Raw genomic sequence first — 12,468 nt, 5'->3', positions numbered from 1 at the left:
TAACATTTGTGAATTATAGATCTGTTTACAAATGTTTCTCGGCTTATCAAAGCTAATATTGTAACATATGATTACAAAAATTCTCAAATGTAGTAATGTTTACATTTGAATATAACTTGTGTATAGATCATTTAATAAACAATTGTAAAATATTAAAATCCTTGAATAAATATAATCATAATATTATATATATCAGATAATTATTTAAATAAAATAAAGTAATAATTTAGATATATTAGCCATAATTCATTATATACAATAATACAGCCTCTAAATAAGGTATTTTATTAATTTATTTACATACTAATTAGTTTATTATATATTTATTATGAAGTGTTTATTTATGCTATATTCAATTGTATACACATATACATAAAACAAAAGTATATCATTGTATCCAAATGTAATTTACAAATATAAACCAAAACATTTTCCATTTGTAAAATATAAAGTTTACATTTGTGTTCTGATAATATACAAAAATATGAAGGATAGAATCAAGCTTATAATGGATAATGAGCACTTAACGCCATCAGCTTTTGCAGATAAGTTACAATTAGGACGTGCTGTTATATCTCATATACTGAATGGACGTAATAATCCTAGTTTGGATGTTGTATCTCGTATACTATCAAAAATGGATTATATCGATTCGGATTGGTTATTAACCGGAAATGGTAAAATGTATAAAACCGATAATAGAGAAAAATCACATCTCGCTACATCAACTATACCGGTAAATTCTAATCTTCAGCCCGATTTATTCTCTCTGAATGAAATATCTCAGCTATCCGATAAACCTGAACCAGAATATCGCAAGGAAATAATAGTTGAGAAGCCTCAAAAAGTAGAAGAAGACATTGTAAAACAATCTGTTATATATCAAAAAGCACCTGAGCGGAAAGTAACTAAAATAATTATATATTATTCTGATAGTACTTTCGAAACATTTAATGCTGATAACAAGCCATTATAAATATCTACTTTTCTATTTATTCGATACAGTATTTTTAATGTAATTGATTAGTATACATATGTTTATCTTTAATAAGTAACAAAAATGGCACTTTTATTACTTATTACTAATGTAACTTCTTATATATTCAAAAATATATCAAAGAACACTTTTGTATAAGATAAAATTCTCCATAAAAAATAAAAACCTCTCGAATTCTTATATTCCGAGAGGTTCCTTTGTCTTATATACTATATTCCTATTTTACCCTTTTAAGTTCGACTGTAAAATGTCTTAATAAATCAGCTTCCCAAGTAATCGTTAGTCCTTTTGTAATCGATTCTCTACGATCGAATATATTCTTTAACGCTACAGCTATTACATTCATGTGATTGTCTGTATAAACACGCCGTGGTATGGCTAACCGTAGTAAATCGAGCCCATCGAAACGATTTTTCCGGGTTATAGGGTCTCGGTCTGCTAATAGATAACCGATCTCACAACCTCTGATACCCGCTTCAAGATATAATTCTACAGCTAATGTTTGTGCCGGAAACTCTTCTTTAGGTATGTTTGGCAATACTTTCGATGCATCTACAAAGATTGCATGTCCTCCAGCCGGACGTTGATATGGAATATTATATTCATCAAGCTTCTTACCAAGATATTCAACTTGTTTTATTCTGCTTTCGAGACTATCAAACTCTGTATTTTCATCCAACCCTATAGCCAAAGCGTTCATATCACGTCCACTCATACCTCCATAGGTAATATATCCCTCATAAGCAATTCCTTTTATTTTGGCTACATCATACCATTCTTTCAGGTTTGTAGCAAAGAATCCTCCCATATTTACAATAGCATCTTTCTTCGCGCTCATGGTCATAGCATCGGCATATGAGAACATTTCGTCGCAGATCTCTTTTATTGTCTTGTTTTCGTAACCTTTCTCTCGTTTCTTGATAAAATATGCATTCTCTGCAAATCTGGCTGAGTCAAATATTATTTTTTTAGCATATTTATTTGCGATCATACGTGTTTCCTGCAAATTCTGCATAGATACAGGTTGTCCACCTGCCGTATTATTTGTTATGGTTATAATAATAAAGGGTGTACGATCTCCATACTTTTTCAGTGCTTCTTCAAGTTTTTTGATATCAACATTCCCTTTGAATGGAATTTCAAGTTGAGTGTCTTTAGCATCATCTATCGTACAATCTAACGCAATGGCCTTTCTGGATTCTATATGACCTTTTGTTGTATCGAAATGCGAATTACCCGGGCATACGTCTCCTTCTTTGATTAGACAAGAAAATAAAACATTCTCAGCAGCACGTCCCTGATGTGTAGGCAGAACATATTCAAATCCTGTAATATGCGTTATCATATCTTTCATTTTGTAATATGAAGACGCTCCGGCATAGCTCTCGTCTCCAACCATCATGCCAGCCCATTGCCTGTCACTCATAGCCCCTGTTCCAGAGTCTGTTATCAGGTCTATATACACTTGTTCCGATCTTAACTTAAACATATTGTATTTAGCATTTTTCAGCCATTGTTCACGTTCTTCCCGTGTGCTTTTATGAATAGGTTCGATCATTTTGATCTTCCAAGGTTCGGCAAAAGGCAATTCCATAATTATTTATGTTTAGATGTATGTTAGACAAATGCTTGATATAGATAATCACTATGAATAAAAGAAGAACAGATTATAAACCTATTATTTCAAAATGATATTTTAATAGTAATAATGATGTGTTTTTGGAATGTTTTCATACAGTATATACTTGTATTGGTGTGATATGTTTGACATAAAGGTAGTAAAACTTGTGAATAAATTAAAGTCTTTCCTAATTTTATTATAAAGTCAAACTTTATTAACTTTGTACTCGAAATAACTCAGGAAATATTTATCTCTAAATAATAGGTTAATGAAAAAAATGATGGATTTAGTTGTTACTCAAAATGAGCAACTAAACCAAAACTATAGCCTCATTAAGCTCACCACAACAGATAAAACTCCCTTAATCGAAATGCATCCCGGGCAATTTGTAGAAGTGAGAGTTGATGGATCTCCATCAACCTATCTTAGACGCCCTATTTCGGTAAACTTTGTGGATAAGCAAAAAAACGAATTATGGCTACTCGTTCAGGCTGTAGGTGATGGAACCAAGAAAATGTGTGAGTACAAACAGGGTGATATTGTAAACCTTCTATTACCGTTAGGTAATACATTTACAGTTCCTACTTCGAATCCGGAGCAAGAACTTCTTCTTATTGGTGGAGGTGTAGGTACTGCTCCTATGTTATTCCTTGGCGCACGTCTCAGGGAAGCAGGCTATAAACCTAAATTTCTTTTAGGTGCAAGATCAAAAAATGATTTACTCCAATTGGATGATTTCAGAAAATATGGAGAACTGTATTGTACCACCGAAGATGGAAGTTTCGGAGAAAAAGGGTATGTAACAGATCACTCTGTATTAAAAAATACTCAAATATCTAAAATCTATACCTGTGGTCCTAAGCCTATGATGGTGGCTGTAGCCAAATATGCCAATATGAATAAAATAGAGTGTGAAGTGTCACTCGAAAACCTTATGGCATGTGGGTTTGGAGTCTGTTTATGCTGTGTGGAGAAGACGCGCGAAGGGAATGTCTGTGTGTGTACAGAGGGCCCCGTATTTAATATAGAAAATTTGACATGGATAAACTAAAAATAAATATAGGAAACCTGCATTTAAAGAACCCGGTAATGACAGCATCCGGTACTTTCGGGTATGGAAAGGAATATTCTGACTTTATGGACTTGGAGCGAATCGGTGGTATTTTTGTAAAAGGAACTACTATTCGCGAAAGGCAGGGGAACGATTATCCTCGTATGGCAGAAACTCCATCAGGAATGCTTAATGCGGTGGGACTGCAAAATAAAGGCGTAGATTACTTTGTTTCAAATATATACCCCGAGATAAAAGACTTTGATACAAATATCATTGTGAATGTTTCGGGATCAACTATAGAAGATTATGTAGAATGTTCTCAAAAGTTGGTAGCTCTCGAAAAAATACCTGCTATTGAACTTAATATTTCCTGTCCAAATGTAAAAGAAGGGGGTATGGCATTCGGTACTTCTGCTTGTTCGGCTGCTGATGTAACAAAAGCTGTACGTGAAGTATGGAACAAAACCCTTATCGTAAAGCTGTCTCCTAATGTAACTGATATAACAGAAATCGCAAAAGCTGTAGAGGGTGAAGGTGCTGATGCTGTTTCACTGATCAATACATTGCTAGGGATGGCTGTAGACATAAATAGGAGACGTCCGGTGTTGTCTACTGTTACGGGAGGATTATCCGGCCCATGTGTGAAGCCTATTGCGCTTAGAATGGTTTGGCAGACTTACAATGCTGTAAAAATTCCCGTGATAGGTATGGGAGGAATATCATCGTGGCAAGATGCCATTGAATTTATCCTTGCAGGCTCTTCTGCCATACAAATAGGAACACACAACTTTATTGACCCTACAATTTCTGTAAAGGTTGTAGATGGCATAAAAGAATATCTGGATAAGAATAATATAAATTCCATTACAGACCTTATAGGAGCTTTGCAAGTATAATCTGATTGTTGGTATATTTCTAATTTAAGATTAGATAGTTATATAAACTTTGTAAAAATGAATTAACATAAATCTATGAAAAAGGTTTTTATATCCAGAAACTATAAAGGAATAGAGAGTGCTGGTGGAAAAGCAAAAACAGATGTAGAGTTAATTTTACAAGGCATTGGGTTTAAGAATATAGGATGGAAACAAAGTTCGAGCAACAATAAAATCATTGATTTTGTTTTAAATATTACAGGGATACTAAAAGCGGTAATACGAATGCCATCTAAAGGTATTTTATTTCTTCAGTATCCGATGAAAAAATATTATGCATTCATTTGTGGTGTTGCTCATTTGAAAAACACTAAAATCATTACACTTATCCACGATTTAGGAACTTTTAGAAGGCAGAAGCTTACTGTAGATAAAGAAATTACGCTCCTAAATAATTCCGATTACATTATAGCCTTAAATAAGAGTATGGCGAAATGGTTGGAAGAGAATAATTACAAAGGACAGACTGTGACTCTTGATATTTGGGATTATCTGTCAAAATACAAAAATACCTCAAGTTTTAGATCCAATGATGACCAAAACTATGTTGTTAATTATGCAGGAGGGCTTAGTCGACGTAAAAATTTATTCTTATACGAATTTAGTAAGCATGTAGATTCATTTATTTTCAATCTTTATGGTACAGGTTTCGAGCCTACAGAACAGGAATTAAAAAATCCTTACTTTGTTTATAAAGGTTTTGTTCAGAGTGATGATCTGATCAGTAGTATCACGGGTGATTTTGGACTGGTTTGGGATGGTGATTCGATTGATACTTGTTCTGGTAGTTTCGGTTCTTATCTGCAATTTAATAATCCTCACAAAGTATCATTATATATTCGTTGTCATTTGCCTGTAATTATTTGGAATCAAGCAGCTATGGCACCATTTGTTTTAGAGCATGGAGTTGGTTTTTCGATAAATTCATTGTCAGAAATAAAGCCGCGTTTATTGTCTCTTACAAAAGAGGAATATAATGAGATGAAGCGAAATACAATAAAACTCAGCTTACAGATAGAGTCAGGTTACTATATTAAGCAAGCAATGAATAAAATAAAGTTTGATGAAAAATAATATACTCTTATAATATCTATCTGTTATAAAAAAGAAAAGGCATCCAATCGGATGCCTTTTTTATGCTGTTTAAAACAAATTATTCAGCACTTTTCTCTTCTGCAGGAGCTTCTGTTTCAGTAGTAGGTGTTTCTACTACTTCTTCACTTGCTTCAGCTTCAGCTTCTGCCTGTGCTGCATTTTCTTCTGCTTTCTTTTGAGCTACAGCTTCAGCTTTTGCTTTGTTTGCTGCTTTTTCAGCATCTAAACGAGCTTTTGCGTCTGCCTGAGCTTTTGTTTGGTTCTTGTTGATAGCTGCTTGAGTACCTTTTTCTTTTTCAGCTTTCCATGCTTCAAATTTACTTTCTGCATCAGCTTCAGTAAATGCACCTTTAGCAACACCACCAAGTAAGTGTTTCTTTAATAAAACACCTTCTTCAGAAAGGATGTTACGAGTAGTGTCGGTAGGTTGAGCACCAACTTGTAACCAGTACAAAGCCCTGTCGAAATTTATAGTTATCGTAGCAGGATTGGTATTAGGATTATAAGAACCAACCTTTTCAATAAATTTTCCATCACGTGGAGCTCTGCTATCTGCAATGACGATGTGGTAAAAAGGATAACCTTTACGTCCTCGTCTTTGTAAACGGATCTTTGTAGCCATTTCTTTCTAGTTAATTTTAATTATACATAATTGTTATTAGCGCGTGCAAAGATAAGAATAAGTTTTTGTTATACAATAAAAATGATATAGAGTTATTTACTCTCTTACTAACTATATAAGGGTTATTCTAAATATTTCTTAAGCATAGCTGCCGTGAATATTATCATATTTCTGGTCGAAGGTAGATCTGCATAACCATTCAATAGACCCCAATCATGAATTACTCCATTAAATCTTACTGTAGTAACATCAACTCCGGCTTCATTAAGCTTGCGGCCTAATTCTTCTCCGGCATCTCTCAATATATCATTTTCGGCAACTTCGATGAGTGTCGGAGGCAATCCTTTCAACTGGTTGGTTGTAGCACGTACAGGGGATACATAAATATCATCGTGTTGCGTTTTGTCTGACAAGTAGTTGTCTCTCATCCAAATCATTAAAGATTTAGTTAGGAATCTTTCTTCTCCATATTTTTTGAATGATTCTGTGTTTATACCAGCGTCTGAATATGGCCATAATAGAATCTGACATTTAATATCCGGTCCTTTATTTTCCTTTGCCTTCAGACAAGTCCCGATAGTCATATTTCCTCCTGCACTATTTCCTACAATAGCTAACCTTTTTCCATCTATATTTATTTCATCGCCATGTTCTGCAACCCACTTTGTGGCAGCATAACATTCATTCAATGCTATTGGATATTTAGCTTCGGGCGAACGGCTATATTCAATAAAGACACAAGCATATCCTGATTCAACGACTAAATCGCGAACCAGGCGTTTATGAGTTTGATAATCTCCAAGAGCCCAGCCACCACCATGTATAAAAATAAAAACAGGGAGTTTCCCTTTAGTTTTCTCTGGCCGTACAATATATAGTTTTATATCATGTTCATCGACTAATATTACTTTTTCTGTTTCCTCAATACCACTAACATCTACTTTTATTGCAGCTTGGGTATCGACCAATACATTACGTGCATCGGATACAGGTAATGATTCAACAGGTTTTCCACCGGAATTCAAAACCTTCAGATACTCTTTGGTTTCTTTACTCAAATGCGGGTCTTTTAAAAAATCCGAGGTATTCATAATCTTAAAAATTTAATTATTATCAATTACTAACCTCTTTTTTAACGGCTTCTTATTAACTGTTGTTTTCTCAAATATTGATAAATAACATTTTATATACTGATTTTTTATTTTTTTACAATAGTTACTTTTGCAGAAACTGTATTCGAAAACTCTTTTTCTTCTTCTATATTTAGAGCGAAGCTGACAAGTGAATATCTCCGTTCGGTTACAGACTTATCTATTTCTGTTTCTTTTGTAATGAATATCCCTTTACTTCCTTCAAGTTCTATTTTACAGTTATATATTCCTTTTTCGAGAATGATGAAGTAGGCATCTACTACAGCTTTAGACTTGATTTTACCTAAATAATCGAGACTTACACCCGTGCAAATATTTGCATTATATGAAATAGGATCATAATATTGCCCGGTAGCTCCTTTATCCAGACCTTCTACTGTCTGAACCAAGGTGCGACCCATCACCGAAGCTACTTTTTCGGCATGCTCATTCATTTGTCTGTCTAGGCTTTTTCCTATACCATCAGCAAGTTTTCCTGCTGCATCTGTTGCTTTTTCACCAACTCGGGCACCGTGTTCGTCTACAGCCTCGGCAACACCTTCTATAGCATTTATACCGGTTTCTGTAACTTTTTTTGTTGCTTGTTTTACACAGCCCGAACAGGAATTAAGGGTTGTTATAATAGCGGAAAGGATAATAAGTGATAAGATCGTTAATTTTCTCATGTGATTAAAATATGTGTTAAGCTTAATAATAAATCGTAAAAAACAAAGATAGAGAATTTGAGTTAGATAGACTAATAAATAAAAAGAGGCTGAATAAAAACAGCCTCTTCATACGTATAATATTGAAATCAATAATTAGTTATTTTCTGGTCTCAATTTTCTCACAACTGCTCCTGTACGCCACATTTCGCTTTCACGAAGAGCTTTTAGTTCTTCTTCTAGTTTTTCACGATAGTCAGGTTTAGAGTTGGTATCGATAGAGCGTTGTGCTTCATTACCGTTTGCTACTTCTGAATATAATTTGGCAAATACAGGTTTTGTTGCATCATGGAAAGGTACCATCCAGTCTAGTGCACCACGTTGTGCTGTAGTAGAACAATTTGCATACATCCAGTCCATTCCTTTTTCTGCAAATAGAGGCATCAAAGATTGAGTAAGCTCTTCTACAGTTTCGTTAAATGCTTCGGACGGTGAGTGACCGTTTTCACGTAACACTTCATATTGAGCAAGCAGGATACCTTGTATAGCACCCATCAATGTACCACGCTCACCTGTAAGGTCAGAATATACTTCACGTTTGAAATCTGTTTCAAACAAATATCCCGAACCAACGCCAATGCCCAGAGATACAGTTCTTTCGAATGCACGACCTGTAGCATCCTGGAAGATAGCATAGCTTGAATTCAAACCGCGACCTTCGAGGAACATGCGACGAAGACTTGTTCCTGAACCTTTTGGAGCAACAAGAATAACATCGATGTCGGCAGGAGGAACAATTCCTGTACGTTCTTTATATGTAATACCAAACCCATGAGAAAAGTAAAGAGCTTTTCCGGCAGTCAGGTAAGGCTTAAGACGTGGCCACACTTCTATCTGAGCAGCATCAGACAATAGATATTGTATGATAGTACCTTTGGCTGCAGCTTCTTCGATATCAAATAATGTTTCGCCCGGAACCCATCCGTCTGCTATTGCTTTTTCCCATGTTTTGCCACCTTTTCTTTGTCCTACGATTACGTTAAACCCATTATCTCTAAGGTTTAATGCTTGTCCCGGACCTTGTACGCCATAACCGATAACAGCAATGGTTTCATTTTTCAATACTTCTCTTGCTTTTTCCAAAGGGAATTCTTCACGGGTAACTACTTTTTCTACTACCCCGCCAAAGTTCATTTCTGCCATAATTTGTTTTTATTAAATAAAATATTTAGGTTCAAAATTGTTTCCATATAATACGGGTCGAGCATACACTCGTTTCTCCGTCTTTCATTTCTAAAATAAAATTAGAGTCTTCTTCTTCTCTTTTCAATATATCCAACTTGGAGCCGTAGTGCCCTTCGGATATATAATTTATCTCAATCCGTCTGATTTCCTTATCCTTGAACATATCTATATCAAACACATCTACAAAATGTTCGATATACTTCATACTGTTCAAGTGTTTATTGATATCCACATCGCTATATTTTACAATAAACTCATCCGCTTTTTCATAATCATCCTTTAACGCTGAGATTTTGCTCAATCCCTCTATCGGACATTCTTTTTCCGTATAGATATAATCAGACAATCCATCCAGCTCTGTCAGATTGGTCGGTTTACGAGTTTTAAGATCTATCGAAGCCCATAGTGATCTCGCATAGCCTATTGTTTTTCCGTCAGAGTCTTCGAAAGCAAAATGTCGCTCTGTGAACAACCTGTTGATACTAACAATCCAGGTCTTGATTATCATGTTAGTATCGTTTTTCGGATATTCGAACAGCTCGATTGCCATTCGGGACAAAACCCAGACTCGTTGCTGAGAAGTCATTGATGAGTATCCAAACCCACGTTCATCGGCATGCTTGGTTGCTGCTTGCAGCATAAAACCTCCAATCATGGGCAAAGTGGCTCTGCCTCTGAAATCGGTTAAGTATGCATCGATCGTAAATTCGTATCTTCCTATAGGAGCAAACATTAAATATAGTTTTGAATGGATATATTAATTTGTGTCTTGCGATTTATGTCTTTTATCTAACTCCGCTAGCATGTCGCTTAATCTCTCAACTTTCGACTTTGTAATCGCTATCCGACCCGAACGTATAAATTGCAGAACACCAATGCTTTTACTCAGTTCTTCAAATAAATATTGAGTCTCTTTATAGTGTCCTGTTTTTTCCAAAACAACACAGTTTTCATTTATATCGAGAATATGCGCATTGTGTTTGCGGATAAGCTCTTCTACCGATTCTATCTTAAGAAAATCGGGAGTAGATAGTTTATAGAGAGCGATTTCTTGATGAATAAGCTCTTCATCGGTATTGTAATACGCTTTCAGTACATCTACTCGCTTATCTATCTGGAGTACAACCTTTTTTACAACATCTTCGTCACAAAAAACAGTGATGGTAAACTTATGTATGCCTTCTAAGGCTGAAGCAGAAACAGATAGAGTTTCAATATTCAATTGACGACGAACGAATACACTGGTTACCTGACTCAACAGACCAACGGTATTCTCTGAAAATATAGTTATCGTATATAATGTTTTATCTTGCATAAGATTTATTTTTACAACTGTAATATTAGACAGTTTCAAATTTAACGAATCTCATCAATATAATGAACTTATTCGTTCCCTAATAATATATTTGTAACGCAAGTACCGGCAGGAACCATCGGGTAAACCATGCCTTTAACCTCTACCTGTACGTCTAGCAAATAAGCTCCTTTGTGATCCAGCATTTCTTTTATTGCTCCGTCCAATTCATTGCGGTCGTCCACCTTCTTTGCCGGAATATTATATGCTTCAGCTATTTTCACAAAATCAGGATTATTCATCCGGGTTTCAGAATATCTTTCATCAAAGAATAGTTCTTGCCACTGACGTACCATTCCCAAGAAGTGGTTGTTCAATATAATGATTTTAACGTCAACGTTATACTGCATGATAGTACCTAATTCTTGTATGGTCATCTGGATACCTCCATCGCCAACAAAAAGGCATACTGTACGATCGGGTGTTCCGTATTTTGCACCTATCGCAGCAGGTAATCCAAAGCCCATTGTGCCCAGCCCTCCTGATGTAACCACACTACGGCTTTGGTTGTACTTGAAGTAGCGCACAGCCATCATCTGATGTTGACCTACATCCGTAACCAATACAGCATCGTGGTTTGTAGCTTCGGATACTTTATTGATAACTTCACCCATCTTCAACTGTCCCGATGTAGGGTATAGCTCGCTATCTATGACAACGTCGTACTCTCTTTGATAACATGCTTTAAACTCTCCAAGCCATTCGCTATGCGTGGCAGGGGTTAGTAATTCTGTCACCTTTGGTAGCGTATCCTTTACATCTCCGAGTACACGTGCTGTAACAGATACATTCTTATTTATTTCAGCTTTATCGATATCAAAGTGGATTACTTTTGCCTGTTTTGCGTACGTCTTAAGATCTCCCGTTACACGGTCGTCGAAACGCATGCCAATGCCAATTAGTACATCACATTCATTTGTTTTCTGATTAGGGCCAACATTGCCATGCATCCCTAACATACCAATCTGTAAAGGATGGTCGGAGGGTATGGCAGATAGTCCCAATACCGTAGATGCCGCAGGAATGCCGGCCTTTTCGAGAAAAGCAAGCAATTCTTTTTCTGCTCCGCCCAAAATAACACCCTGTCCCACAAGTGCTAGAGGTTTTTTTGCACTGTTTATTATTTGGGCAGCTACTTCCATTTCTGATAGTTTTACTTCGGGTTTAGGCTGATAGCTACGGATAAAATCAACTTTTTTGTATTCCGATTTATCCATTTGCCCAAACTGAGCATCTTTGGTTATATCCAGAACTACCGGTCCGGGTCTTCCTGTTGACGCTATATAGAATGCCCTAGCTACTGCCGATGGGATGTCTTCGGCTCTGCGAATCTGATATGCCCATTTGCATACAGGCTGTGTAATACCTACTACATCTGCTTCCTGAAAGGCATCACTTCCTAGTAAGGAAGAAGCAACCTGCCCGGATATAACAACTATAGGTGTGCTATCTATCATTGCATCAGCAATTCCTGTTACCGTATTGGTTGCACCGGGGCCCGAGGTTACCAGCGCAACGCCAACTTTACCCGAAGTGCGTGCAAACCCTTGAGCAGCATGTGTAGCACCTTGTTCGTGACGAACAAGAATATGATTTATTTTATCTTTATAATGATATAAACTGTCAAATACGGGCATTATGGCTCCACCCGGATACCCGAATATGGTATCTACACCTTCACTCAACAAAGATTGAATAAGGGCTTCACTTCCTGTAATTTTATTTTTATCCATGATACTTGTCTCTATTT

12 protein-coding genes are annotated in these 12,468 nt (G+C 36.0%); 4 read left to right on the top strand and 8 right to left on the bottom strand.

Annotated features, from left to right (window positions below):
* Positions 1 to 484: 484 nt before the first annotated feature.
* Positions 485 to 976 (top strand): helix-turn-helix transcriptional regulator, encoded by a 492-nt coding sequence (locus BGO84_RS17585; RefSeq protein ID WP_291031095.1) that lies wholly within the window; start codon positions 485 to 487, stop codon positions 974 to 976.
* A gap of 238 nt (positions 977 to 1,214) precedes the next feature.
* Here BGO84_RS17585 and BGO84_RS17580 read toward each other — a convergent pair whose 3' ends face one another.
* Complete coding sequence (locus BGO84_RS17580) at positions 1,215 to 2,591, bottom strand: tryptophanase (protein ID WP_291031093.1); 1,377 nt, start codon at positions 2,589 to 2,591, stop codon at positions 1,215 to 1,217.
* 295 nt (positions 2,592 to 2,886) lie between these two features.
* On the opposite strand from BGO84_RS17580, the gene BGO84_RS17575 reads away from it, so the two are divergent.
* From BGO84_RS17575 to BGO84_RS17565, 3 genes are all read left to right on the top strand, one after another.
* A complete protein-coding gene (locus BGO84_RS17575; protein ID WP_291031091.1) occupies positions 2,887 to 3,669 on the top strand; it encodes a dihydroorotate dehydrogenase electron transfer subunit in 783 nt (260 codons plus the stop codon).
* On the top strand, positions 3,657 to 4,568 hold the full coding sequence (locus BGO84_RS17570; protein ID WP_291031089.1) for a dihydroorotate dehydrogenase: 912 nt from the start codon (positions 3,657 to 3,659) through the stop codon (positions 4,566 to 4,568). The genes BGO84_RS17575 and BGO84_RS17570 overlap by 13 nt, the downstream gene beginning before the upstream one ends.
* A gap of 75 nt (positions 4,569 to 4,643) precedes the next feature.
* Positions 4,644 to 5,681, top strand: coding sequence for a galactofuranosyltransferase (locus BGO84_RS17565; protein WP_291031087.1), 1,038 nt, complete (start codon positions 4,644 to 4,646; stop codon positions 5,679 to 5,681).
* 79 nt (positions 5,682 to 5,760) lie between these two features.
* Here BGO84_RS17565 and BGO84_RS17560 read toward each other — a convergent pair whose 3' ends face one another.
* The 7 genes from BGO84_RS17560 to ilvB form a co-directional block, all read right to left on the bottom strand.
* Positions 5,761 to 6,324: a 30S ribosomal protein S16 gene (locus BGO84_RS17560; RefSeq protein ID WP_291031085.1), complete on the bottom strand. Its 564-nt coding sequence runs from the start codon at positions 6,322 to 6,324 to the stop codon at positions 5,761 to 5,763.
* Positions 6,325 to 6,446: 122 nt separating this feature from the next.
* Positions 6,447 to 7,415 (bottom strand): alpha/beta hydrolase, encoded by a 969-nt coding sequence (locus BGO84_RS17555; RefSeq protein WP_291031083.1) that lies wholly within the window; start codon positions 7,413 to 7,415, stop codon positions 6,447 to 6,449.
* Between the two features lie 107 nt (positions 7,416 to 7,522).
* On the bottom strand, positions 7,523 to 8,140 hold the full coding sequence (locus BGO84_RS17550; RefSeq protein WP_291031081.1) for a hypothetical protein: 618 nt from the start codon (positions 8,138 to 8,140) through the stop codon (positions 7,523 to 7,525).
* 135 nt (positions 8,141 to 8,275) lie between these two features.
* Positions 8,276 to 9,322 (bottom strand): ketol-acid reductoisomerase, encoded by a 1,047-nt coding sequence (ilvC, locus tag BGO84_RS17545; RefSeq protein WP_135106081.1) that lies wholly within the window; start codon positions 9,320 to 9,322, stop codon positions 8,276 to 8,278.
* Positions 9,323 to 9,353: 31 nt separating this feature from the next.
* Positions 9,354 to 10,097, bottom strand: coding sequence for an acyl-ACP thioesterase domain-containing protein (locus BGO84_RS17540; RefSeq protein ID WP_291031079.1), 744 nt, complete (start codon positions 10,095 to 10,097; stop codon positions 9,354 to 9,356).
* A gap of 24 nt (positions 10,098 to 10,121) precedes the next feature.
* Positions 10,122 to 10,679 (bottom strand): acetolactate synthase small subunit, encoded by a 558-nt coding sequence (ilvN, locus tag BGO84_RS17535; RefSeq protein WP_135106084.1) that lies wholly within the window; start codon positions 10,677 to 10,679, stop codon positions 10,122 to 10,124.
* Positions 10,680 to 10,747: 68 nt separating this feature from the next.
* Positions 10,748 to 12,451: a biosynthetic-type acetolactate synthase large subunit gene (ilvB, locus tag BGO84_RS17530; RefSeq protein WP_135106086.1), complete on the bottom strand. Its 1,704-nt coding sequence runs from the start codon at positions 12,449 to 12,451 to the stop codon at positions 10,748 to 10,750.
* Positions 12,452 to 12,468 lie beyond the last annotated feature (17 nt).

This window comes from Dysgonomonas sp. 37-18 (genome assembly GCF_001899125.1).
Lineage (GTDB): Bacteria > Bacteroidota > Bacteroidia > Bacteroidales > Dysgonomonadaceae > Dysgonomonas.
Note: the sequence above shows the minus strand (reverse complement) of the source record. Positions and strands in the feature narration are given on the sequence as shown.

Bases quoted from the DNA above. Each gene is read 5' to 3' on its own strand.
- BGO84_RS17585 (WP_291031095.1), top strand. From the start codon at position 485: ATGAAGGATAGAATCAAGCTTATAATGGATAATGAGCACTTAACGCCA.
- BGO84_RS17570 (WP_291031089.1), top strand. From the start codon at position 3,657: ATGGATAAACTAAAAATAAATATAGGAAACCTGCATTTAAAGAACCCG.
- BGO84_RS17550 (WP_291031081.1), bottom strand. From the start codon at position 8,140: ATGAGAAAATTAACGATCTTATCACTTATTATCCTTTCCGCTATTATA.
- BGO84_RS17565 (WP_291031087.1), top strand. From the start codon at position 4,644: ATGAAAAAGGTTTTTATATCCAGAAACTATAAAGGAATAGAGAGTGCT.
- ilvC (WP_135106081.1), bottom strand. From the start codon at position 9,322: ATGGCAGAAATGAACTTTGGCGGGGTAGTAGAAAAAGTAGTTACCCGT.
- ilvB (WP_135106086.1), bottom strand. From the start codon at position 12,451: ATGGATAAAAATAAAATTACAGGAAGTGAAGCCCTTATTCAATCTTTG.
- ilvN (WP_135106084.1), bottom strand. From the start codon at position 10,679: ATGCAAGATAAAACATTATATACGATAACTATATTTTCAGAGAATACC.
- BGO84_RS17575 (WP_291031091.1), top strand. From the start codon at position 2,887: ATGAAAAAAATGATGGATTTAGTTGTTACTCAAAATGAGCAACTAAAC.
- BGO84_RS17555 (WP_291031083.1), bottom strand. From the start codon at position 7,415: ATGAATACCTCGGATTTTTTAAAAGACCCGCATTTGAGTAAAGAAACC.
- BGO84_RS17540 (WP_291031079.1), bottom strand. From the start codon at position 10,097: ATGTTTGCTCCTATAGGAAGATACGAATTTACGATCGATGCATACTTA.
- BGO84_RS17580 (WP_291031093.1), bottom strand. From the start codon at position 2,591: ATGGAATTGCCTTTTGCCGAACCTTGGAAGATCAAAATGATCGAACCT.
- BGO84_RS17560 (WP_291031085.1), bottom strand. From the start codon at position 6,324: ATGGCTACAAAGATCCGTTTACAAAGACGAGGACGTAAAGGTTATCCT.